Origin of the sequence: Pseudomonas sp. QL9, from assembly GCF_041409665.1 — a bacterium.
Lineage (GTDB): Bacteria > Pseudomonadota > Gammaproteobacteria > Pseudomonadales > Pseudomonadaceae > Pseudomonas > Pseudomonas knackmussii.
In genome coordinates this window covers 3,910,100-3,930,811 of sequence record NZ_CP166971.1, presented here as the reverse complement: position 1 = coordinate 3,930,811, position 20,712 = coordinate 3,910,100, and the positions used below count along the sequence as shown (strand labels likewise).

The following is a 20,712-nucleotide window of genomic DNA, read 5'->3' as shown; positions in this document are numbered from 1 at the left end:
AACGGCTCGCCCACGGCCCCTTCCTTCTGCCCATCCGTACTCCGGCGTCCGCACGGCACCAGCCAGCGCCCCTGAATCGCCCGCCGCACGCCTGCGTGCGACGAACGTCTTCGTGCGCCGACTAGCGCGACCGGAAAATCGACCTTCTTACTCGACGCGAACAAACACCCGATGAACGGTCATTTTTGGCACAAGTTTATGAAAAAGCGACAAAGAAATTCCCCGCGCAAGCGCCTTGCGTTCGTTTGGCGCATCCTAAGCTGTTGAATGCGCGCCAGCGCAGCGGCGCGAGCCACACCAAAGGCCCGCCTGACCAGAAGAACTTCGCCGCCATCCAGGTGAAGTAACAAGAAACCGGCCCCCGCCAGCATCCCGGCGGCGAGCCGCGCGATGAGGAGTCCTCCACCACCATGCTGAGTTTCATCGCACGCCGCTTCGGCTTGCTCATCCCGACCTTCTTCGGCGTCACCCTGCTGACGTTCGCGCTGATCCGCATGATCCCGGGCGACCCGGTCGAGGTCATGATGGGCGAGCGCCGCGTCGACCCGCAGATGCACGCCGAAGCCATGCACCGCCTGGGCCTCGACAAGCCACTGTACCTGCAGTACTTCGACTACGTCAGCAACCTCGCCCACGGCAACCTCGGCGAATCGCTGGTGACCCGCGACAGCGTCTGGCACGAATTCCTCACCCTGTTCCCGGCGACCATGGAGCTGGCCATCGCGGCAATGCTCTTCGCCGGTGTCTTCGGCCTGCTGGCCGGGGTGATCGCCGCGCTCAAGCGCGGTTCGCTGTTCGACCACGGGGTGATGACCATCTCCCTGGCCGGCTACTCGATGCCGATCTTCTGGTGGGGCCTGATCCTCATCATGCTGTTCTCCGTGACCCTGGGCTGGACGCCGGTTTCCGGACGCCTGGACCTGCTCTACGACATCGAGCCGAAGACCGGCTTCATGCTCATAGACACCTTGCTCTCCGACCAGGAAGGCTCCTTCGTCGACGCCCTGCGCCACCTGATCCTGCCGGCCATCGTGCTGGGTACCATCCCGCTCGCGGTGATCGCCCGCATGACCCGCTCGGCGATGCTCGAAGTGCTGCGTGAGGACTACGTGCGCACCGCCCGCGCCAAGGGCCTGTCGCCGGCTCGCGTGGTGTTCATCCATGCCCTGCGCAACGCCATGATCCCGGTGCTGACCGTGTTCGGCCTGCAGGTCGGCGCGTTGCTCGCCGGCGCCGTGCTGACCGAAACCATCTTCTCCTGGCCGGGCATCGGCAAATGGCTGATCGACGCCATCAGCCGCCGCGACTACCCGGTGGTGCAGAACGGCATCCTGCTGGTCGCCACCCTGGTCATCCTGGTGAACTTCGTCGTGGACATCCTCTACGGCCTGGTCAACCCGCGTATCCGCCATCAGCGCTGAGGAGCCCGACATGAGCACCGTGCAAACCGCTCCCGCCAGCGACCCGAGTCTGGTCTACCCATCGCCGCTGAAGGAGTTCTGGCAAGCCTTCGCGCACAACAAGGGCGCCGTCGGCGGCCTGCTGTTCATCGCCCTGATCATCTTCTGCGCGCTCTTCGCGCCCTGGGTCGCCCCGCACGACCCGAGCGAGCAGTTCCGCGACTTCCTGCTGACCCCGCCGGTATGGATGCAGGGCGGCAACGCGCAGTTCCTGCTGGGCACCGACGAAGTCGGCCGCGACATGCTCTCGCGCCTGATGCATGGCGCGCGCCTGTCGCTGCTGATCGCCCTGAGCTCGGTGGTGATCTCGCTGGTGCCCGGCCTGGTCCTGGGCCTGCTCGCCGGCTTCTCGCCGAACCGCCTGGGCCCGGTGATCATGCGCCTGATGGACATCATGCTGGCGCTGCCCTCGCTGCTGCTGGCCGTGGCCATCGTCGCCGTGCTCGGCCCAGGCCTGATGAATACCGTGATCGCCATCGCCGTGGTCTCGCTGCCCTCCTACGTGCGCCTGACCCGCGCCGCGGTGATGAGCGAACTGAACCGCGACTACGTCACCGCCTCGCGCCTCGCCGGCGCCGGCACCCTGCGCCTGATGTTCGTCACCGTGCTGCCCAACTGCATGGCGCCGCTGATCGTGCAGGCCACCCTGAGCTTCTCCTCGGCGATACTCGACGCCGCCGCCCTGGGCTTCCTCGGCCTCGGCGTACAACCGCCGACCCCCGAGTGGGGCACCATGCTGGCCTCCGCCCGCGACTACATCGAGCGCGCCTGGTGGGTGGTGAGCCTGCCCGGCCTGACCATCCTGCTCAGCGTCCTGGCGATCAACCTGGTCGGCGACGGCCTGCGCGATGCGCTGGACCCGAAACTGAAGAGCGCGGCGTGAGGACGACGACCATGAAGACCTTCCCGCGCTGCGCAGGAGCGAACCTGCACGCTCCCCACACCAATAAGAAATACCTGATGGAGACCGCCGTATGAGCCTCCTCGAACTGAAGAACCTCTCGGTGCGCTTCGGCGGCGCCGATGCCGTGCCCGTGGTCGATGGCCTCGACCTGAGCGTCGACAAGGGCGAAGTGCTGGCCATCGTCGGCGAGTCCGGCTCCGGCAAATCGGTAACCATGATGGCGCTGATGGGCCTGATCGACGCCCCCGGCAAGGTCACCGCCGAGCGCATGCGCTTCGACGGCACCGACATGCTCAAACTCAAGGGCCGCGAGCGTCGGCGCATCGTCGGCAAGGACATCGCCATGGTCTTCCAGGACCCGATGACCGCGCTCAACCCCAGCTACACGGTCGGCTACCAGATCGAGGAAGTGCTGCGCCTGCACCTCGGCCTGCGCGGCAAGGCTGCCCGCCAGCGCGCCATCGAGCTGCTCGAACGGGTCGAGATCCCCGGGGCCGCGCAGCGCCTGGACGCCTACCCGCACCAGCTGTCCGGCGGCATGAGCCAGCGCGTCGCGATTGCCATGGCCATCGCCGGCGAACCCAAGCTGCTGATCGCGGACGAGCCGACTACCGCGCTGGACGTGACCATCCAGGCGCAGATCATGGAGCTGCTGCTGAACCTGCAGCGCGACCAGGGCATGGCGCTGATCCTGATCACCCACGACCTCGCCGTGGTCGCCGAAACCGCCCAGCGCGTTTGCGTGATGTACGCCGGCCAGGCGGTGGAGATCGGCGAAGTGCCGACACTGTTCGACCTGCCGACCCATCCATACACCGAGGCGCTGCTCAAGGCCATTCCGGAGCACAGCCAGGGCGCCGAGCGCCTGGCCACCCTGCCCGGCATCGTCCCCGGCCGCTACGACCGTCCACAGGGTTGCCTGCTGTCGCCGCGCTGCCCGTACGTGCACGACAACTGCCGCAGCACCCGCCCTGCCCTGCAGGCGCATGAACGTGGCGCGGTGCGCTGCTTCTACCCGCTGAACCTGATTGCCAAAGCCGAGGTGGCCCGATGAGCGCCGTACTGACCGCCCGCGACCTGACCCGCCACTACGAGATCTCCCAGGGCCTGTTCAAGCCGACCGCCCTGGTGCGCGCGCTCAATGGCGTGTCCTTCGAGCTGGAAGCCGGCAAGACCCTCGCCGTGGTTGGCGAATCCGGTTGCGGCAAGTCGACCCTGGCGCGCGCCCTGACGCTGATCGAGGAGCCGACCGCAGGCTCGCTGCAGATCGCCGGCCAGGAAGTGAAAGGCGCCAGTGCCGAGCAGCGCAAGCAACTGCGCCGCGACGTGCAGATGGTCTTCCAGAACCCCTACGCCTCGCTCAACCCGCGGCAGAAGATCGGCGACCAGCTCGGCGAGCCGCTGCTGATCAACACCAGCCTGTCGCGCGCCGAACGCCGCGAGCGGGTGCAGGCGATGATGCAGCAGGTCGGCCTGCGCCCCGAGCACTACCAGCGCTACCCGCACATGTTCTCCGGCGGCCAGCGCCAGCGTATCGCCCTGGCCCGCGCCATGATGCTGCGGCCCAAGGTGCTGGTGGCGGACGAACCGACCTCGGCGCTCGACGTGTCGATCCAGGCGCAGGTGCTCAACCTGTTCATGGACCTGCAGCAGGAGTACGGCACCGCCTACGTCTTCATCTCGCACAACCTGGCGGTGGTCGAACACGTCGCCGACAGCGTGCTGGTGATGTACCTCGGCCGCCCCGCTGAAATGGGGCCGGCGCACAAGCTCTACGAGCGCCCGCTGCACCCCTACACCCGCGCCCTGCTGTCGGCCACCCCGGCAATCCACCCGGACCCGAACAAGCCGAAGATCCGCATCCAGGGCGAGCTGCCCAATCCGCTCAACCCGCCGAGCGGCTGCGCCTTCCACAAGCGCTGCCCCTACGCAACCGAGCGTTGCAAGGCGGAAGTGCCGGAGCTGCGACTGCTCGACGAGCGCCAGGTGGCCTGCCACCACGCGGAACAGTTCCTCGGCTGATGAATGAAAAAGGGCGGCTGGCGCGCGTGCGCCAGCCGCCCTTTTTCATGTCTTTCAGAACTTGCCGTGGCGCCCCTCTCCGTTGGCGAAACGCTGCGCGCCGGCCTGGGTCTCGCCGCTGCGGATGACCATAAGGCCACCCTGGAACTCATTGGCCATCGCCACGTCTAGCGAGCGGTTCCACTGCGTGTAGACGCTGTCGCGGTCGGCCAGCATGCAGCCCTGGGGAAACTCGGCGATCTCCCGTGCCAGGTCCTCTGCCGCGGCACGCGCCTCGCCCTTGGCAACCACACGGTTGGCCAGGCCCATGTTCAAGGCCTCCTGCGCGGCCACCGGGCGGCCGGTGAGGATCAGGTCGAGCGCCCGGCCCTGGCCGACGATGCGCGGCAGGCGCACGGTGCCGCCGTCGATCAGCGGCACGCCGAAGCGCCGGCAGAACACCCCGCACACCGCGTCCTCGGCCATCACCCGCAGGTCGGCAAGCAGCGCCAGCTCCAGTCCGCCGGCCACGGCATAGCCTTCGATGGCAGCGATCAAGGGCTTGGTCAGGTGCATGCGGCTCGGCCCCATGGGCGCATCGCCTTCCATTTCCAGGCGGTTGCGTCGCTCGCCGCCTTCGGCCACCGCCGTCAGGTCGGCGCCGGCGCAGAAGGTGCCGCCCGCGCCGGTCAGCACGGCGACGCGCGCTTGCGGGTCAGCCTCGAATTCGCGAAAAGCCTCGCTCAGGGCGTCGGCGGTGGGACGGTCGACCGCATTGCGAGCCGCCGGGCGATCGATGATCAGGGTGGTAACCGGGCCATTCTTCTCGACGATCACACTCATGGCGGACTCCAGGGCAGGCGGAAAAAGCGAAGGCCGGCTTGCGCCGGCCTTTCACCTTACTGCGTCGCGGCGCGGGCGACAGCACTCTGGCCGTTCCGCCCGTCCGCTTGTCCCGATCAGCCGACGTATTTCTGCAGGTTGGCCATCATCTCGCGCAGCGCCTCGACGTTGTCCGCCGGATGCACGGCGTCCTCGAAGCTGGTGATCTGCTGCCAGTGGGCAGCCACATCCTCGGCATCGAAGCCTTCGCGCGGATCGAAGCCGAAGCCCAGGCTGCGCTCCCAGCGCACCTTGCCCATCCAGCCGCCGCCGACCTCGAACAGGCCGGAGGTTTCCTGGCACTGCTCGCTGCCCAGGTACACCACCAGCGGGCTGACCAGTTCGGGCTTGAGCTGCTCGAACACCTGCGGCGGGATCAGGCCTTCGGTCATGCGGGTGCCACCGGTGGGGGCGATGGCGTTGACGAAGATATTGTTCTTGCGGCCTTCCAGCGCCAGGTTGCGGGTCAGGCCGTAGAGGCCGAGCTTGGCCATGCCGTAGTTGGACTGGCCGAAGTTGCCGTAGATGCCCGAGGTGGACGCAGTGAAGATCACCCGGCCGTAGCCCTGCTCGCGCATCAGCGGCCAGGCGGCGCGGGTCACCTTGTAGGCGCCTTCGACGTGGACCTTGTAGACCAGGTCCCAGTCGGCGTCTTCCATCTTGTGGAAGGTCTTGTCGCGCAGGATGCCGGCGTTGTTCACCACCACGTCGATGCGACCGAACTCTTCCACGGCCTGGCGGACGATCTTGTCGCCGTCGGTGACCGAGTCATGGTTGGCGATTGCGGTGCCGCCGGCGGCGCGGATCTCCGCGACCACACGGTCGGCCGCCGAGGCGTTGGCGCCTTCGCCATGGGTGCTGCCGCCCAGGTCGTTCACCACCACCTTGGCGCCATGCTTGGCGAACAGCAGGGCGTGGGCACGACCGAGGCCGCCGCCAGCGCCGGTGACGATCACGACCTTGTCATCGAAACGCAGGGCATCACTCATGGTTGGAACTCCGTGGCAGGTAAGTATTTATCGAGTGTCGGGTAAGCGCATTTCGGTCACAACCAAGACGCCGGACCTGAATGGTGCTCGATAACGCGAGGGGATGATGCCGGCGCACCGGCACCCGCCCCACGCGGGTTTCAGGCGCGCTTGGCGAGCGGGGCGAGGCGTTCGCGGAACGCCAGGTAGTGCGCCAGCACCTGCTCCGGGGCCTCGGTCTGCGGGTAGTGGCCGATGCCCTCGAGCATCACCGTGTCCGGCTGGGGAATCAGCTCGCGGTAACGCTCGACCATGTGCGCGCCGGAGATCGGATCGACCGGCCCGTCGATCAGGCGTAGCGGCACGCGGGTCTTCTGCATGGCGCCGACCCAGCGCTCGCGGTGTTCGCGGCGGTCGAGGATGTAGTGGATCAGGCGGTGCATCACCTTCGGCCCGTCGTTGAAGGCGATCAGGCTCCAGAACGCGTCCAGCTCATCGCTGCTGGGCTGGGTGCGCGGACCGAACACCTTGGCGAAGTTGGCGGCCAGCTTGGCGCGGTCGAAGAAGCGTCCGAAGAAGCCGCCCAGCGGACTGAGCAGCAGCTTCTGCGAGAGCACCGCGCGATGCGTCTCGGGGAACAAACCGCCATTGAGGAACACGCAGGAAGCGAGGCGGAATTTTCCGCTCTCGTGCCGCGCCAACAACTCCTGCGCAACGCTGTTGCCGTAGTCGTGGACCAGCAGGTGCACCGGCTCGTGCACGTCCAGGTGCCGCAACAGGGCTTCCTGCAGATCGGCCTGTTCGAGGATGCGGTAGTCATGCTTGCGCGGTTTCGCCGAGTCGCCGAAACCGAGCATGTCGCAGACCATCACCCGGTAGCGCGCGGTCAGCGGCTGCCACAGGTAGTGCCAGTCCCAGGCGGCGGTGGGAAAACCATGGATCAGCAGCAGCGGTTCGCCGCTGCCGGCCGACCAGTAACGGATGGCGTGGCCGTTGAAATCGAAGGTGCTCCCCTGGGCGCGCCAGTCGCCCAGGGGAATGCCGGCCAGGCCCATCACTCGGCGTACCCGGGCATCTGCTGGTCGAGCTTGCGCAGCAGCGCCGGCCAGGCCAGTTGCCCGCCCATGCCCTGCTTGCTGCGGGTGACACCGGCGACCATCGCCTTGGCGCCATCGAGGATCTGCTGCGGAATGTGGATAAGTTCGACACCGCCGCTCTGCGCCATGATCTGCGCCTCGCAGGCGCGCTGCAGGGTGAACATGCCGAGGAAGGCGTCGGCGATGGTCGGGAATGCGGTGAGCAGGCCGTGGTTGGGCAGGATCATGAAATTCTTGTCGCCCAGGTCGGCCTGCAGGCGGCCTTTCTCGTCATGGTTCAGCGCCACGCCTTCGTAGCCGTGGTAGGCCAGGCTCGAGAGCACGAACAGCGACTGCTGCGACAGCGGCAGCAGGCCCTGCTTCTGCGCCGAAACGGCGATGCCGGCGGCGGTGTGGATGTGCAGCACGCAATCGACGTCGTCGCGCACTTCATGCACAGCGCTGTGGATGGTGTAGCCGGCCGGGTTGATGTCGTAAGGGCTGTCCATCAGCTTCTTGCCGGAGAGATCGACCTTCACCAGGCTGGAAGCGGTGATCTCGTGGAACATCATGCCGTACGGGTTGATGAGGAAATCGTGGGTGCCCGGCACTCGCGCGGAGATGTGGGTGAAGATCAGGTCGTCCCAGCCGTGCAGGGCGATCAGCCGGTAGCAGGCGGCGAGATTCACGCGGGTCTGCCATTCGGCCTCGGATACCTGGTCCTTGACGGAAGGAGCGGGAGTGGCGGCATTCATGGGGGCTGTCCTCATCGGTTGTTGTTGTTCGATGGGGGCAGTCTAGTGAGACGTGGATGACGGAACTGTCGGGGGTCTGACAGTCCCATCCTATGTATGATGAGGAATTCCAGGATGCGTAGGATGGGTTGAGGTACGAAACCCATGCGGCATGGGTTTCGCTCCGCTCAACGCCATCCTACGAAGCTACAGGCAGAGCGCCACGGCCGGCGCCAGCAGCAGGTTGAACAGCCCGGTAAGGACCATCAGCAGCCCCGCGGTGGAACCTTCCTCGCCACCGAACTCATAAGCCCGGCTAGTGCCAGCACCGTGCGCGCCAACCCCCAGCAGCGCGCCACGTGCGAGAGTCGAACGCAGCGGCAGCAGCTTCATCAGCAGGCCGCCGGCCAGGGCGCCGAACACCCCGGTGATCATCACGAAGGCGGCCGTCAACTCCGGCACGCCGCCCAGGTCGTGGGACATTTCCATCGCCAGCGGCGTGGTGATCGAGCGCGGCACCAGCGACAGCGCCACCTGGTTGTCCAGCGCCAGCGCATTGGCCAGCGCCCAGGAACTGCCGATGGCTACCGCCGAGCCTGCACACATACCGACCAGCAGCGCCGGCCAGTTGCGAGCGAGCAACGCACGCTGCTGCCAGATCGGCACGGCGAACGCCACGGTGGCCGGGCCGAGCAGCGCCACCAGCCAGTTGGTGTCGCGGGAATAGTCGGCGTACTGCGCGTGCAGCGGGATCGCAACGGCGAACAGCAGCGCGGGGACGAACACGATGGGCGCGAATCCGTACCAGCGCACGCGCTGGTAAAGCTGGCGGCTGAACAGGTAGCCGCCCAGGGTCAGCGCCAACCAGAACAGGGCTTGCTTATCGAGACTCATGGCGCAACCTCCAGCGGTACATCCCTTCGACCGACAGCGCGGTGACCAGCATCACCAGCAGGGTGCTGCACATGATCACCAGGAGAATCTTCCAGCCCTCGCTGCGCAGTAGCGGGCCGTAATCCAGCAGGCTCATCAGCGCGGGGATGAAGAACAGCAGCATCTCCGCCAGCAGCAGGCCGGCGCCGCCCTGCAGCAGGCTCGGGCGGATCGCCCCGCTGGCGAACAGCATGAGCAGCAGGCCCAGGCCGATCACCCCGCCCGGCAGCGGCAGGCCGGCGGCCTTGGCCAGCCAGCCGCCGAACCACCAGATGGCGGCCAGTGCAGCGAGTTCGAGGCTCAGACGAGCGATGCGACGGATCATTTCGGGGCCTGCCTGGCATGGGTTCGGGATGGCGTTCAGGATAAGTCCGGGTCTACCATCCCCAAAACGAATTGTTCGAATCGAGGCCATTCCAAAATGGAATTCCGCCAGCTACGCAGCTTCGCCGAAGTGGTACGCCAGGGCAGCTTCACCCAGGCGGCGGTGCAACTGCACGCCAGCCAGTCGGCGATCAGCAAGCAGGTCGCCCAGCTGGAGCAGAGCCTGCGCGTGCAACTGCTGGAACGCAGCGGCCCGCACGTCCGCCTGACCGCCGCCGGCGAAGTGGTGTTGCGCCGTGCCGAAGAGATGCTGCGCCTGCAACGCGAGCTGCATACCGAGCTCGACGACCTCAGCCAGATGAGGCGTGGCGAACTGCGCCTGGGCCTGCCGCTGCTCGGCGCCGACGCCCTGTTCGCCTGGCGTTTCGCCGAGTACCGCAAGCGTTATCCACACATCCAGGTGCACCTGGTGGAAGGCGGCAGCAAGAGCCTGGAGCAGGCGCTGCACGCCGGCGAACTGGAATTGGCCGGAGCGCTCACCCCGAACGATCCGGGTTTCGACTGGCAGCCCTTCTGCAACGAGCCGCTGGATGCGCTGCTGCCGGCGGAGCACCCGCTCGCCGGGCGCGACAGCATCGTCCTCGGCGAGTTGGCCGACACGCCCTTCCTGCTTTACCAGCAGAGCTTCACCCTCAACGACCGCCTGCTGCGCGCCTGCCACGAGGCCGGCTTCGAGCCCCGCGAAGGCGGCCGCAGCGGCCAGGCGGACTTCCTCGGCGCGCTGGTCGCCGCCGGACAAGGGGTGGTGTTGCTGCCGAGGGCTGTGGCGAAGGAAGTGGAAAGGCCGGGGGTGAAACGGGTGCTGCTGAGCGAGCCGGACCTGCGCTGGGACATCTGCTTCATGTGGCGCCGCGGCGCCTATCTATCGCACGCGGCGAAGGCGTGGCTGGCGCTGCTGGAGGAGTTTCCGTTGCATCCCCGCCCGTGAAGCCTGCGGTGTACTGCCCTTCGTAGGAGCGGACCTTGTCCGCGAAATCGCGCGTATGGCGCGCTCCGTCGGGGAAACACCGTGCGTGGCCGTTCGCGGATGAGATCCGCTCCTACAGACTGCGCGGCGACTTAGACCAGCTCAGGAAACTCCGCCATCAACCGCGGCCACTCGCGCTGCGCCTCGACATCGCCCGCGAGCAGTTCGAACCCGGCGAACTCGAAAGCCGGCGAAACCGTGCAGCCCACCAGCACGTAATCGCCCAGGCAGCGTGCCGCCTGCCAGGCGTAGGCAGGCACCGCGCGTTGCGGCAGGCTGCCCGCGCCCACCGGTCCGAGGATTTCGCGACGAACTTCGGCTTCCGGCGCTTCTGCCACCAGCAATTCGAGCGAGCCGCCTTCGTGCCAATGCCAGAGCTCGTCGGCATCGACCCGGTGCCAGCGGCTCACCGCGCCGGCGGGCAGGAGAAAGAAGATCGCCGAGGATTTTGGCCGGCCCGACGTGTCTGCCAGCCGCGACTCGAAGACGCGGCGATAGAAGCCGCCCTCCGGATGCGGGGCGAGCTGCAGGGTCTCGATCAGCTGCCGGACGCGCGGGTGCATCAGCCTTTCAGCGCGGCAATGAAATCGGCGATCCAGGGCTCGGCGTCGGTTTCCGGGGTGACCGTCTCGCTGGCGTCCAGGCGCAGCATCGGCAGCACTTCACGCACGCCAAGCTCGCCATAGAGCTCGCGCACCTGCTCGCCGCCGCCACAGAAGGTGTCGCCGTAGCTGGAGTCGCCCAGGCCGATCACCCCGCCGGGCAGGCCGCGCCAGTTCGGCAGGCGGTCACGGATGGCGTAGTACAGCGGCTGAATGTTGTCCGGCAGCTCGCCCAACCCGGTGGTCGAGGTCACGGTCAGGAAGGCCTGCGGGTCGGCGGCGACCAGCGCTTCCAGCGTGGCGCGCGGCTCGAACCAGGTTTCCAGGCCGGCGGCTTCCAGCAGGCGCTTGGCGTGGCGCGCGACCTCTTCGGCGGTGCCGTAGACCGACCCGGACAGAATGGCGACTTTCATGGGGACTCCAATGGCGTACAAAGGCGGCCATTATGACGCAATCGAGCCGCGGCGACCCGGCAGAGAATTGTACGAGCCCGGAATAAAATTGTACAAAACACAAATTTCGTACAAGAAAATTTATCCAAGATTATCGATTCGCTGACAAAATGCGCCAGCATTCAAGGAGTTTCACCCTTTTTGATGCGGCATTGGGCGCAAAACGATTTGTACAAATCTTCTTGCTGGTATACGTTTTATCCCCAGTAAGCCGCTAGGTCTTTCACCTTCGATAACGGAAATCGCATGGCCTCGAGTCTCCCTCCGATACTCATCACCGGCGCCAGCCAGCGCATCGGCCTGCATTGCGCGCTGCGCCTGCTCGAAGCCGGCCAGCCGGTGATCGCCAGCTACCGCAGCGAGAAGCCCGGCGTGGCGCAGCTGCGCGAGCACGGCGCGACCTGCCTGCAGGCCGATTTCGCCGACGAAGCCGGCATCCTCGCCTTCATCGAACAGGTGGAGGCCCACACCGACAGCCTGCGCGCGATCATCCACAACGCCTCGGACTGGGTCCGCGAGACGCCCGGCCACGAGGCCGACGCCTTCCGCGAGCTGTTCAGCGTGCACATGCTCGCGCCCTACCTGATCAACCTGCACTGCGCGCCCTTGCTGGAGCGCTCGCAGCCGGCGGACATCATCCACGTCAGCGACGACGTGGCACGCAAGGGCAGCGCCAACCGCATCGCCTACAGCGCCAGCAAGGCCGGCCTGGACAACCTCACCCTGTCCTTCGCCGCGCGCTTCGCGCCGAAGATCAAGGTCAACGGCATCTCCCCGGCGCTGATCCTGTTCAACGAAGGCGACGACGACGCCTATCGCCAGCGCACCCTGGCCAAGTCGGCGCTGGGCATCGAGCCCGGCGCCGAAGTGATCTACCAGAGCGTCCGCTACCTGCTGGACAACCCTTACGTCACCGGTACTACCCTGACCGTCAACGGCGGGCGCCACCTCAAATGAGCGCCCTCCCGGCGCGAGGAAAACGAAGAACATGAGCGACTCACTGTCCGCGCACTACCGCGAGATACTCCTGGGCCTGGGCGAAGACCCCGCCCGCGAAGGCCTGCTCGACACGCCCAAGCGCGCGGCCAAGGCCATGCGCTACCTGTGCCACGGCTACGAATTGAGCCTGGAGGAGATCGTCAACGGCGCGCTCTTCGCCTCGGACAACGACGAAATGGTCATCGTCCGCGACATCGAGCTCTACTCGCTGTGCGAACACCACCTGCTGCCCTTCATCGGCAAGGCCCATGTGGCGTACATTCCCACCGGCAAAGTGCTGGGCCTGTCGAAGGTGGCGCGCATTGTCGACATGTTCGCGCGCCGCCTGCAGATCCAGGAGAACCTCACCCGGCAGATCGCCGAGGCGATCGAGCGCATCACCGGCGCCGCCGGCGTGGCGGTGGTGATCGAGGCCCAGCACATGTGCATGATGATGCGCGGCGTGGAGAAGCAGAACTCGCAGATGTTCACCTCGGTGATGCTCGGTGCCTTCCGCGAGTCCGCCAACACCCGCCAGGAATTCCTGCAACTGATCAAGCGGAGCCATTGAAATGACGCAGCTGGAGCCGGGCATGGCGAGAATCCGCATCAAGGATTTGCGCGTGCGCACCTACATCGGCATCAAGGAGGAGGAAATCCTCAACAAGCAGGACGTGCTGATCAACCTGACCATCCTCTATCCCTCGCAGGAAGCGGTGCAGGTCAACGACATCGAGCACGCGCTGAACTACCGCACCATCACCAAGGCGATCATCGCCCACGTCGAAGAGAACCGCTTCGCGCTGCTCGAACGCCTGACCCAGGAGCTGCTCGACCTGGTCATGGCCCACCCGGCGGTGCACTACGCCGAGGTCGAGGTGGACAAGCCGCACGCCCTGCGTTTCGCCGAGTCGGTCTCCATCGCCCTCGCCGCCCGCCGCTGAACCGGCCGGCGGCATCGGCCGCGCGGGCGTTGCTGGCGCCCGTTCCGGCTCTTAGAATCTGCCCAGCCCCGAATCGCCCCTTCCGACCTCCCGCGACGACGCGCTAGCAGAAGAGCCCGAGCCATGAGCAAGCCAGAACATTCGATCACCGACCTCAGCCAGGAACAACGCACCGAACTGGAGGCCGCGGCCTTCCGCACGCTGGTGCAGCACCTGCGCAACCGCAAGGACGTGCAGAACATCGACCTGATGAACCTGGCCGGCTTCTGCCGCAACTGCCTGTCCAAGTGGTACAAGGCGGCCGCCGACGACATCGGCCTGGAACTGAGCGCCGAACAGGCCCGCGAAGAGATCTACGGCATGCCGTACGCCGAATGGAAGGCCAAATACCAGAAGGAAGCCTCGCCCGAGCAGCAGGCCGCCTTCGACACAGCCAAGAAGCATTGACGAGTTCGCCTTGATGACCCTCACCGATTTCCGCGCGCGCCTGCGCAGCGAGCAACACCTGTTCACCGATACCCTGGCATTTATCGCCGAGCACTACAGCTACACCCCGAGCGCCTTCAGCAACGGCGCGGTGGATAACCCCGCCGGGCAGAACGAAGGCTCCTGCAAGACCCTGGGCTTCGCCATCCTCGAAGGCCTGAGCCAGGAGGAAACCCTGCTGGCCTTCGGCGAGCATTACCGCGCGGTCCGCGAGACCCCGGAAGGCACCGACCACGCCAACATCCGCGCGCTGCAGTCCACCGGTCTCGCCGGCGTGCGCTTCGAGCGCCAGCCGCTGTCGCGCCGCGGCTGAGGTCGAGTTGATATGAAGAAGCCCCGCACATCCGGGGCTTTTTCTTGGGCGGTGGATACCGGGATCTCCCTCCCTGTAGGAGCGAGCTTGCTCGCGAACCGCACGGCACGATGCTCCCTGTAGGAGCGGCCCATGGCCGCGATCGCGAGCATGGCGCTCGCCGACAGGTTGGAATCGGTGCGGGGATTTTCGCGGATGAATCCGCTCCCACAGGACGCCGCCGCCCACCCAGGAAAAAGCCCCGACCAGCGGGGCTCCGTCCTGCACGCCGGCACTTGGGGGCCGTTACAGGGAATCGAGGTAGCGCTCCACGTCCAGCGCCGCCATGCAGCCCGCGCCGGCCGAGGTGATGGCCTGGCGGTAGACGTGGTCGGCGACGTCGCCGGCTGCGAACACCCCTTCGATGTTGGTCGCGGTGGCGTTGCCATCACGGCCGCCGTTGACCACCAGGTAACCGTCCTTGAGCGCCAACTGACCTTCGAAAAGCGAGGTGTTCGGCGTATGGCCGATGGCGACGAACAGGCCGTCGACCTTCAGCTCGTCGCTGCTGCCGTCGTTGTGGCGCAGGCGCACGCCGGTGACGCCCATGTCGTCGCCCAGCACTTCTTCCACCTGGGCGTTGACCTGCAGGACGATCTTGCCCTCGGCCACCCGCGCCCGCAGCTTGTCCTGCAGGATCTTCTCGGCACGGAAGCTGTCGCGACGGTGCACCAGGGTGACCTTGCTGGCGATGTTGGCCAGGTACAGCGCTTCCTCGACCGCGGTGTTGCCGCCGCCAACTACCGCCACTTCGCGATTTCGATAGAAGAAGCCGTCGCAGGTCGCGCAGGCCGAAACGCCCTTGCCCATGAACGCCTCTTCCGAAGGCAGCCCCAGGTAACGGGCGCTCGCGCCGGTGGCGATGATCAGCGCGTCGGCAGTGTAGGTGCCGCTGTCGCCTTTCAGCACGAAGGGCTTGCCGGCCAGGTCCACGGCGTTGATGTGGTCGAAGACGATCTCGGTCTCGAAGCGCTCGGCGTGCTCCTGCATGCGCTGCATCAGCGCCGGGCCGGTCAGGCCATGGGGATCGCCCGGCCAGTTGTCGACTTCGGTGGTGGTGGTCAGCTGGCCGCCGGCCTGGATACCGGTGATCAGCAGCGGCTTGAGGTTGGCGCGGGCAGCGTAGACGGCAGCGGAATATCCGGCGGGGCCGGATCCCAGGATGATCACGCGGGCATGGCGAACTTCGGACATGACTGACTCCTCGTCGAAAAGAAAAGGGAGCTGCCGAGTACCTGGGGGAAGGTAGGAAGCAGTGGCAGCTCCCGCTAAACGCACAATCGCGAGGAGGACCGCATCGACAGGAGAGAGCGATGCTGCTGTGGGCTCACCCACGAGCAAAGACTGACAGAATCTCCCTACAACCCCTTTGAGATATGTCAGGGACTTTCCGGATTGCCGGTCGCCTCGGTCGCGACTGAAACTGTGGCGCAGCGTACTGCCTGGGCGCAGATCGGCGAAATGCCGAAATTCAATGCCGACGATAGAGCTCCGCTATTCCAGACACAGGGCCGACTAGACTCTAGGGGCCCCCTCCGACCTGCATTCTCGGAATGACCCTACGCGCCCGCCTCCTCTGGCTGTTCCTTCCGCTACTCGCCGTCAGCCTGGCGGGGGTCTGGCTGCTGTCGGGCTGGATCCTGCTCGACCGCTTCGACCGCAACGACCGCCAGCGCCTGTATGACGACGTGCGCATCCTCAGCGCCCGCCTGGACTTCGAGAAGAAGCGCTACCTGGACATCGTGCGGACCTACGCCTGGTGGGATGCCAGCTACCGCTACATGCGGCAACCGACCGAAGCCTTCGTCGAGGAGAATCTCGACCTGGACCTGATCGGCCACCTGGGCTTCGACTTCGTGGTGTTCCTCGACACCAAGGGCCAGCGCGCCGGCGAACGATGGAATCAGCAGCGCCTCGAGAATCACAGCGCGCTCGACGGCTCTTCGCCGCCCCTGGCCCAGCTGCAGAATGACATCATGCGCAAGGTCATGACCCTTGGCGCATTGGAAATGACGGCAGGCCCGGGGCATAGCCTGAGCCAGTGGCTGCAAATCGACGGCGTACCGCTGATGCTGATGAGCGTCCCCATCAGCGACAACACCGGCCTGGCGCCGCCGCGCGGGGCCCTGGTCGCCGGGGTCGTGTTCGACGACGAGCGCCGGCAGCGTCTGGAAGAACAGCTCGACGCCCAGTTGCAACTGCTGCCCGGCACGCCGCCCGGGGAAGGTTGGCGCGCCCTGGGCACCATCGGCCCCAACGGCACCACGCTGGTCGGCCCGCGCGAGCTGGCCAACGGCAGGCAGCGCGGCGCCCTGCTCTACCTCGATTCCCGAGGCGAACCGCAATTTCGCGTCGAGATCAGCCAACTGCGCCAGGCCTACGAGCAGGGTCGCGAGGCAATCCAGCTATTCCTCGGCATGGCGCTGCTCATCGTCCTTGCGGCGCTGCTGCTGGCCTATATCGCCCTGGAACTGTGGATCATCCGCCGCGTCCAGCGGGTCAACAGCGAAGTGGCGGCCATCGGTGGCGAGTCAGCCCCGGCCCGCCTGAGCGACATGGGCCACGACGAGATCGGTCAGTTAGCCGGCGAGCTGAACCAGATGCTCGCGCGCCTGGAACGCAGCGAGGCGCGCGACCGGCTCATCCTCGAAAGCATCCGCGATGGCTATTTCGAGACCGACGGCCAAGGGAACGTCATGCAGGTCAACGCCGCCTTCTGCCGCATGCTCGGCTACAGCGTCGAGGAGGTGGTTGGCCGCTCCTACCGCCAACTGCTCGACCCGCAGGACATCGAGCGCGCCCGCGACCTGCGCGAGCAGGTCCTGCAAGGCGAAGCCGAGACCGGCTTCATCACCCCGATCAAACACCGCGACGGCCGCCGCATCAGCTTCGAAACCCGCGTCTCGCCGGTGCTCGACGCCCAGGGCCAGTTCGCCGGCATGCGCGGCATCCTGCGCGACATCAGCCTGCAGGTGGCCTACCAGCAGCGCCTGCTCGACCTCGCCTACCGCGACACCCTCACCGGCCTGGGCAACCGCAAGGCCTTCTCCGAGCAATTGCCGCAGGCGCTGCAGCGTTGCGCCCCAAAGAGCAACGTGGCGCTGCTGTATATCGACCTGGACCACTTCAAGCCGGTCAACGACCAGTTCGGGCACGCGGCCGGGGACGCCGTGCTGGCGGAGGTCGGCAAGCGCCTGCGGGAAAGCCTGCGCCAACCCGACCTGGCGTTCCGCCTGGGCGGCGACGAGTTCGCCGTGCTCGTCGAGAGCACCGACGCGCCGACCGCGGAGCGCCTGGCCGCGCGCCTGCTCGAAAGCCTCAACGCCGACTACCATGCCGCCGGCCAGTGCCTGGACTTCCTCTCCGCCAGCATCGGCATCGCCCTCTATCCGGGCGACGCGGGCGAAGCCGAAGCGCTCATCCAGGCCGCCGACAGCGCCATGTACCAGGCCAAGCGCGAGCGCAATCGCTTCGCCCGGCGCACACCATCCTGAGGCGCGTCTAACGACTGGCAATACAGCCGGCTCGCGGCGCTGCGGGCTCCCTGCTAAGGTCGCAGCCTGGATTTCCAAGGAGATGCTTCATGTCGACCCTGAGCGGCCCGCAATACCTCGGTGAAGGCCTGAAACTGATGATGCGTCCGGGCCTGCGCCTGTTCGTGCTGCTGCCCCTGACGGTGAACGTACTGCTGTTCGCCGGCCTGATCGGCTTCGCCGTGAGCGAGTTCCGCCACTGGGTGGACTGGTTCATGCCGAGCCTGCCGCATTGGCTGGACTTCCTCGAGTACATCCTCTGGCCGCTGTTCGTCCTGCTGGTGCTGCTGATCCTGTTCTTCGGCTTCAGCCTGGTGGCGAACCTGATCGCCTCGCCGTTCAACGGTTTCCTCGCGGAAAAGGTCGAAGTGGTGGTGCGCGGCAAGGACGAGTTCCCCGAATTCAGCTGGAGGGAACTGGCCGCCATGGTGCCGCGCACCGTCGCCCGCGAAATGCGCAAGCTGGGCTACTTCCTGCCGCGCGCGATCGGCCTGTTCATCCTCAGCCTGATCCCCGGCGTGAACCTGATCGCCACTCCGCTGTGGCTGGTGTTCGGAGTGTGGATGATGGCCGTGCAGTACATCGACTACCCGGCAGACAACCACAAGCTCGGCTGGCACGAGATGCTCGCCTGGCTGCGCAGCAAGCGCTGGAGCTGCATGGGTTTCGGCGGCGTGACCTACCTGGGCCTGCTGATCCCGGTGGTGAACCTGGTGATCATGCCCGCCGCCGTGGCCGGCGCGGTGCTGTTCTGGGTGCGCGAAGAGGGCGATAAAGCGCTCGTCAAATGAGCGCGCCTCCGGGCGGCGCTTCGGCGCCGCCCGCACGACATCCTGACTATTCGATGGCGATGCTGATGGTGTGCGGCACCTTTTCGCCGCGCCGCGCCGAGGCGCGCATCTGGAAGACCTGCACGCGGTATTCCCCCGATGCCGGCAGCGCGCCGCTCCAGTCCGTGCCGACGCTGCCGCTGCCCAATGCTTCCGCCTTGCCGGGCTTGCTGCCCGGGGCGAACACGTTGAAGTTGGCGTTGCTGCTGCCGCTGATCTTCACCGTCATCCGCTGGCCCGCCTTGGCCGACAGGGTGTACTCGATGCTGTCGTAACCGCCGAAAGTCCCTTTGAGCTGCGCGTTGCTGGCGCCCTTGGCGAAGTGCACCGGCACCGTCGTGACCTTGTCGGCACCCAGCGCGATGGGCGAGAACAAGGCGATGAGCATCGAAAGGAACAATGACTTCTTCATGGTCCGGGCTTCCCTGGGCTGGATGAAGGCGCTGCGGCCAGGAACGCTCCTGGCTGCCTGGACTCCCCAGCGTAGCCAAGGAGTCCGGGCCTGGCGACGACCGCTCAGGCGGTGAAGCGCAGGGCGGCGGTCAGGTCGCCCATGGGCAGCTGGCCGCGGGAAATCATGGCGTCGTCGCGCAGCTTCAGGCCGTCGAGCTTCTCCAGGTCGAACACCCGGGTGATCAGCCGCAGGATCGATGCAGTGTCGTAGACCGTATGGTCCACCGTGCCCTTGCGCGCGAAGGGGGATACCACCAGCGCCGGCACCCGCGAACCGGGGCCCCAGCGGTCGCCCTTGGGCGGCGCCACGTGGTCCCACCAGCCGCCGTTCTCGTCGACTGTGATGACGATGACCATGTTCGCCCACTGCGGGCTTTCCTGCAGGTGCTTCACCGCGCGCACGATGTGCCGGTCGCCGCTGGCGATGTCGGCGTAGCCCGCGTGCATGTTGAGGTTGCCCTGCGGCTTGTAGAAGGTCACCGCCGGCAGCTTGCCGTCACGGGCGTCGGCGAAGAATCGGTTGCTCGACGGATCGTCGCCCAGGCCAGCGTCGCGCAGGCGCCGCGCACGCTCCTCGGCATGTTCCGGGCCCTGCTGGACGAAGTAGTTGAACGGCTGGTGGTGGTACTGGAAATTCGGGATCTTCGGGATGCCGCCGGAGTTCTTGTACTGCTCCAGCGTCGCCGCCCAGGCGCCGGCGTACCAGGCCCAGTCGATGCCCTTGCGGCTCAGCTTGTCGCCGATGTGCTCATGCTTCTGCGGCACCATCACGTTGGGTTGATCCGGTAGCGCGTAGTCCGGGCGCTGCGGATCGCGCTGCACCGTCGGCCAGTACGGCGGCATCATGGTATTCACGGCGAAGCCGTCCGGCGTCAGTGCGCTCGGCCCAAACTTGGGTGCGCCACCCGTAACGCTGGCTGGCGAGCCCTCCTGCGGCTTGAGCCGCGGGTCGGCCGGGTCGTCGCTCATCAGTTCGGCGATCTGCGTATGCGCCGGCGAGTTGCGCGCATCCGGATACACCGGCGGGGTCGCCGCGATCAGGTACTGGTGGTTGAGGAAGGAGCCGCCGAAGGCACCCTGGAAGAAGTTGTCGCAGAGCACGTACTCCCGCGCCAGGTCCCACAGCCGCAGGCTGTAGGGCGTCTGCGCGTAGTAGCCCATGGGCAGCGCGCCGGAGTCGGCCCAGGCGACGAACATGTCGTTGCGCCCGCCGTTGATCTGCATCTGGTTCTGGTAGAACACGTGCCAGAGGTCGCGGGTCACCAGGCCCAGCGGCAGGTCCTCGCCCTGCGGCCCCTTGAGTGCGAAGGGTGCATTCGGCAGGTCCTCCTGGTACTGCACGCCCTCGGCGTAGCTCACCCCTTCCAGGGTCTGGCCGAGTTGCAGCACACCGCCATAAACCTTGGGCAGTTTTTCCAGGACGCTCCCGTCGCGGTCGCGCTGCTGGTAGTCCTCGGGCTTGAGCGAGGACAGCGGCTTCTCCACCCCGGGGAAGTCACCGAACAGGTTGTTGAAGCTGCGGTTCTCGGCGTAGATCACCACCACCGTCTTGACCTGCTCGCGCAGCGCCTTGTCCAGTTCGGCGCCGCTCAACTCGCGTGCGGCCTCGGCGGCCTGGGCCGGGCTTTCGCCGACCAACCCGACCAGCGCGGCGCCCGCACCGAGCGCGGCGGCGCCGCCGAGGAAGCGCCGGCGGCTGGCGTCGGGCAAGGCGTCCGGGTTGTCGTTGGCAGCGTTGTCGTTGTCGTGCTTGTCGCTCATCGCGCAGTCCCC

At 66.6% G+C, this 20,712-nt stretch carries 23 protein-coding genes; 12 read left to right on the top strand and 11 right to left on the bottom strand.

The window, feature by feature from the left end; translation table 11 throughout:
- Positions 1 to 410 precede the first annotated feature (410 nt).
- The 4 genes from ACA097_RS18425 to ACA097_RS18410 all read left to right on the top strand — a co-directional run bounded on the left by ACA097_RS18425 (position 411) and on the right by ACA097_RS18410 (position 4,386).
- On the top strand, positions 411 to 1,421 hold the full coding sequence (locus tag ACA097_RS18425; RefSeq protein ID WP_043254725.1) for an ABC transporter permease subunit: 1,011 nt from the start codon (positions 411 to 413) through the stop codon (positions 1,419 to 1,421).
- Positions 1,422 to 1,431: 10 nt separating this feature from the next.
- The gene (locus ACA097_RS18420; protein ID WP_371365106.1) at positions 1,432 to 2,343 is read left to right on the top strand and encodes an ABC transporter permease subunit; all 912 of its coding nucleotides are present in this window, start codon (positions 1,432 to 1,434) and stop codon (positions 2,341 to 2,343) included.
- A 91-nt stretch (positions 2,344 to 2,434) separates the two neighbouring features.
- Entirely contained in the window at positions 2,435 to 3,418 is a 984-nt protein-coding gene (locus ACA097_RS18415) for an ABC transporter ATP-binding protein (RefSeq protein ID WP_043254730.1), read from the top strand.
- Positions 3,415 to 4,386 (top strand): peptide ABC transporter ATP-binding protein, encoded by a 972-nt coding sequence (locus ACA097_RS18410; protein WP_043254732.1) that lies wholly within the window; start codon positions 3,415 to 3,417, stop codon positions 4,384 to 4,386. Before ACA097_RS18415 ends, ACA097_RS18410 begins: the two co-directional genes overlap by 4 nt.
- 54 nt (positions 4,387 to 4,440) lie before the next feature.
- Here ACA097_RS18410 and ACA097_RS18405 read toward each other — a convergent pair whose 3' ends face one another.
- From ACA097_RS18405 to ACA097_RS18380, 6 genes are all read right to left on the bottom strand, one after another.
- Positions 4,441 to 5,208, bottom strand: a complete 768-nt coding sequence (locus ACA097_RS18405; RefSeq protein ID WP_371365104.1) for a crotonase/enoyl-CoA hydratase family protein — start codon at positions 5,206 to 5,208, stop codon at positions 4,441 to 4,443.
- A gap of 116 nt (positions 5,209 to 5,324) precedes the next feature.
- Entirely contained in the window at positions 5,325 to 6,236 is a 912-nt protein-coding gene (locus ACA097_RS18400) for an SDR family oxidoreductase (RefSeq protein WP_043254736.1), read from the bottom strand.
- A gap of 140 nt (positions 6,237 to 6,376) precedes the next feature.
- A complete protein-coding gene (locus ACA097_RS18395) occupies positions 6,377 to 7,270 on the bottom strand; it encodes an alpha/beta fold hydrolase (RefSeq protein WP_160288992.1) in 894 nt (297 codons plus the stop codon).
- Positions 7,270 to 8,046, bottom strand: a complete 777-nt coding sequence (locus tag ACA097_RS18390) for a class II aldolase/adducin family protein (protein WP_043254740.1) — start codon at positions 8,044 to 8,046, stop codon at positions 7,270 to 7,272. Before ACA097_RS18390 ends, ACA097_RS18395 begins: the two co-directional genes overlap by 1 nt.
- A gap of 186 nt (positions 8,047 to 8,232) precedes the next feature.
- Positions 8,233 to 8,919, bottom strand: a complete 687-nt coding sequence (locus ACA097_RS18385; RefSeq protein WP_371365101.1) for an LrgB family protein — start codon at positions 8,917 to 8,919, stop codon at positions 8,233 to 8,235.
- Positions 8,906 to 9,283: a CidA/LrgA family protein gene (locus ACA097_RS18380; protein WP_371365099.1), complete on the bottom strand. Its 378-nt coding sequence runs from the start codon at positions 9,281 to 9,283 to the stop codon at positions 8,906 to 8,908. Before ACA097_RS18380 ends, ACA097_RS18385 begins: the two co-directional genes overlap by 14 nt.
- Positions 9,284 to 9,379: 96 nt before the next feature.
- Between ACA097_RS18380 and ACA097_RS18375 the strand changes: the two genes are divergently transcribed.
- Positions 9,380 to 10,270: a LysR family transcriptional regulator gene (locus tag ACA097_RS18375; RefSeq protein ID WP_371365096.1), complete on the top strand. Its 891-nt coding sequence runs from the start codon at positions 9,380 to 9,382 to the stop codon at positions 10,268 to 10,270.
- A 131-nt stretch (positions 10,271 to 10,401) separates the two neighbouring features.
- Here the strand turns inward: ACA097_RS18375 and ACA097_RS18370 are convergent, their stop codons facing one another.
- Together ACA097_RS18370 and ACA097_RS18365 are read right to left on the bottom strand one after the other, a co-directional pair.
- Positions 10,402 to 10,872, bottom strand: a complete 471-nt coding sequence (locus ACA097_RS18370; RefSeq protein WP_371365094.1) for a cupin domain-containing protein — start codon at positions 10,870 to 10,872, stop codon at positions 10,402 to 10,404.
- Positions 10,872 to 11,324, bottom strand: coding sequence for a flavodoxin (locus tag ACA097_RS18365; RefSeq protein WP_371365092.1), 453 nt, complete (start codon positions 11,322 to 11,324; stop codon positions 10,872 to 10,874). Before ACA097_RS18365 ends, ACA097_RS18370 begins: the two co-directional genes overlap by 1 nt.
- Before the next feature lie 285 nt (positions 11,325 to 11,609).
- On the opposite strand from ACA097_RS18365, the gene folM reads away from it, so the two are divergent.
- The 5 genes from folM to ACA097_RS18340 all read left to right on the top strand — a co-directional run bounded on the left by folM (position 11,610) and on the right by ACA097_RS18340 (position 14,084).
- Entirely contained in the window at positions 11,610 to 12,320 is a 711-nt protein-coding gene (folM, locus tag ACA097_RS18360) for a dihydromonapterin reductase (RefSeq protein WP_371365090.1), read from the top strand.
- 31 nt (positions 12,321 to 12,351) lie between these two features.
- Complete coding sequence (gene folE / locus ACA097_RS18355) at positions 12,352 to 12,912, top strand: GTP cyclohydrolase I FolE (RefSeq protein ID WP_043254755.1); 561 nt, start codon at positions 12,352 to 12,354, stop codon at positions 12,910 to 12,912.
- A 1-nt stretch (position 12,913) separates the two neighbouring features.
- Positions 12,914 to 13,285 carry a dihydroneopterin triphosphate 2'-epimerase gene (gene folX, locus ACA097_RS18350; protein ID WP_043254757.1) on the top strand — a complete coding sequence of 124 codons (372 nt, stop codon included), beginning with the start codon at positions 12,914 to 12,916 and terminating at the stop codon, positions 13,283 to 13,285.
- Between the two features lie 123 nt (positions 13,286 to 13,408).
- The gene (locus ACA097_RS18345) at positions 13,409 to 13,732 is read left to right on the top strand and encodes a DUF1244 domain-containing protein (protein WP_043254758.1); all 324 of its coding nucleotides are present in this window, start codon (positions 13,409 to 13,411) and stop codon (positions 13,730 to 13,732) included.
- Between the two features lie 13 nt (positions 13,733 to 13,745).
- Positions 13,746 to 14,084 carry a HopJ type III effector protein gene (locus ACA097_RS18340; protein ID WP_371365087.1) on the top strand — a complete coding sequence of 113 codons (339 nt, stop codon included), beginning with the start codon at positions 13,746 to 13,748 and terminating at the stop codon, positions 14,082 to 14,084.
- Between the two features lie 285 nt (positions 14,085 to 14,369).
- Here the strand turns inward: ACA097_RS18340 and trxB are convergent, their stop codons facing one another.
- Entirely contained in the window at positions 14,370 to 15,317 is a 948-nt protein-coding gene (gene trxB / locus ACA097_RS18335) for a thioredoxin-disulfide reductase (RefSeq protein WP_043254762.1), read from the bottom strand.
- A 359-nt stretch (positions 15,318 to 15,676) separates the two neighbouring features.
- On the opposite strand from trxB, the gene ACA097_RS18330 reads away from it, so the two are divergent.
- Both ACA097_RS18330 and cysZ read left to right on the top strand, forming a co-directional pair.
- Positions 15,677 to 17,617 carry a diguanylate cyclase domain-containing protein gene (locus tag ACA097_RS18330; RefSeq protein WP_371365085.1) on the top strand — a complete coding sequence of 647 codons (1,941 nt, stop codon included), beginning with the start codon at positions 15,677 to 15,679 and terminating at the stop codon, positions 17,615 to 17,617.
- A gap of 89 nt (positions 17,618 to 17,706) precedes the next feature.
- On the top strand, positions 17,707 to 18,447 hold the full coding sequence (cysZ, locus tag ACA097_RS18325; protein WP_043254765.1) for a sulfate transporter CysZ: 741 nt from the start codon (positions 17,707 to 17,709) through the stop codon (positions 18,445 to 18,447).
- A gap of 46 nt (positions 18,448 to 18,493) precedes the next feature.
- Here cysZ and ACA097_RS18320 read toward each other — a convergent pair whose 3' ends face one another.
- Both ACA097_RS18320 and acpA read right to left on the bottom strand, forming a co-directional pair.
- Positions 18,494 to 18,898 (bottom strand): g-type lysozyme inhibitor, encoded by a 405-nt coding sequence (locus tag ACA097_RS18320; RefSeq protein WP_160288204.1) that lies wholly within the window; start codon positions 18,896 to 18,898, stop codon positions 18,494 to 18,496.
- 104 nt (positions 18,899 to 19,002) lie between these two features.
- Positions 19,003 to 20,700 carry an acid phosphatase gene (acpA, locus tag ACA097_RS18315; protein ID WP_371365083.1) on the bottom strand — a complete coding sequence of 566 codons (1,698 nt, stop codon included), beginning with the start codon at positions 20,698 to 20,700 and terminating at the stop codon, positions 19,003 to 19,005.
- Positions 20,701 to 20,712 lie beyond the last annotated feature (12 nt).

Bases quoted from the DNA above. Each gene is read 5' to 3' on its own strand.
- ACA097_RS18405 (WP_371365104.1), bottom strand. From the start codon at position 5,208: ATGAGTGTGATCGTCGAGAAGAATGGCCCGGTTACCACCCTGATCATC.
- ACA097_RS18345 (WP_043254758.1), top strand. From the start codon at position 13,409: ATGAGCAAGCCAGAACATTCGATCACCGACCTCAGCCAGGAACAACGC.
- ACA097_RS18330 (WP_371365085.1), top strand. From the start codon at position 15,677: ATGACCCTACGCGCCCGCCTCCTCTGGCTGTTCCTTCCGCTACTCGCC.
- ACA097_RS18340 (WP_371365087.1), top strand. From the start codon at position 13,746: ATGACCCTCACCGATTTCCGCGCGCGCCTGCGCAGCGAGCAACACCTG.
- cysZ (WP_043254765.1), top strand. From the start codon at position 17,707: ATGTCGACCCTGAGCGGCCCGCAATACCTCGGTGAAGGCCTGAAACTG.
- ACA097_RS18385 (WP_371365101.1), bottom strand. From the start codon at position 8,919: ATGAGTCTCGATAAGCAAGCCCTGTTCTGGTTGGCGCTGACCCTGGGC.
- ACA097_RS18425 (WP_043254725.1), top strand. From the start codon at position 411: ATGCTGAGTTTCATCGCACGCCGCTTCGGCTTGCTCATCCCGACCTTC.
- ACA097_RS18410 (WP_043254732.1), top strand. From the start codon at position 3,415: ATGAGCGCCGTACTGACCGCCCGCGACCTGACCCGCCACTACGAGATC.
- folX (WP_043254757.1), top strand. From the start codon at position 12,914: ATGACGCAGCTGGAGCCGGGCATGGCGAGAATCCGCATCAAGGATTTG.
- trxB (WP_043254762.1), bottom strand. From the start codon at position 15,317: ATGTCCGAAGTTCGCCATGCCCGCGTGATCATCCTGGGATCCGGCCCC.
- ACA097_RS18370 (WP_371365094.1), bottom strand. From the start codon at position 10,872: ATGCACCCGCGCGTCCGGCAGCTGATCGAGACCCTGCAGCTCGCCCCG.
- folE (WP_043254755.1), top strand. From the start codon at position 12,352: ATGAGCGACTCACTGTCCGCGCACTACCGCGAGATACTCCTGGGCCTG.
- ACA097_RS18390 (WP_043254740.1), bottom strand. From the start codon at position 8,046: ATGAATGCCGCCACTCCCGCTCCTTCCGTCAAGGACCAGGTATCCGAG.
- folM (WP_371365090.1), top strand. From the start codon at position 11,610: ATGGCCTCGAGTCTCCCTCCGATACTCATCACCGGCGCCAGCCAGCGC.
- ACA097_RS18415 (WP_043254730.1), top strand. From the start codon at position 2,435: ATGAGCCTCCTCGAACTGAAGAACCTCTCGGTGCGCTTCGGCGGCGCC.
- ACA097_RS18365 (WP_371365092.1), bottom strand. From the start codon at position 11,324: ATGAAAGTCGCCATTCTGTCCGGGTCGGTCTACGGCACCGCCGAAGAG.
- acpA (WP_371365083.1), bottom strand. From the start codon at position 20,700: ATGAGCGACAAGCACGACAACGACAACGCTGCCAACGACAACCCGGAC.
- ACA097_RS18395 (WP_160288992.1), bottom strand. From the start codon at position 7,270: ATGGGCCTGGCCGGCATTCCCCTGGGCGACTGGCGCGCCCAGGGGAGC.
- ACA097_RS18320 (WP_160288204.1), bottom strand. From the start codon at position 18,898: ATGAAGAAGTCATTGTTCCTTTCGATGCTCATCGCCTTGTTCTCGCCC.
- ACA097_RS18375 (WP_371365096.1), top strand. From the start codon at position 9,380: ATGGAATTCCGCCAGCTACGCAGCTTCGCCGAAGTGGTACGCCAGGGC.
- ACA097_RS18380 (WP_371365099.1), bottom strand. From the start codon at position 9,283: ATGATCCGTCGCATCGCTCGTCTGAGCCTCGAACTCGCTGCACTGGCC.
- ACA097_RS18400 (WP_043254736.1), bottom strand. From the start codon at position 6,236: ATGAGTGATGCCCTGCGTTTCGATGACAAGGTCGTGATCGTCACCGGC.
- ACA097_RS18420 (WP_371365106.1), top strand. From the start codon at position 1,432: ATGAGCACCGTGCAAACCGCTCCCGCCAGCGACCCGAGTCTGGTCTAC.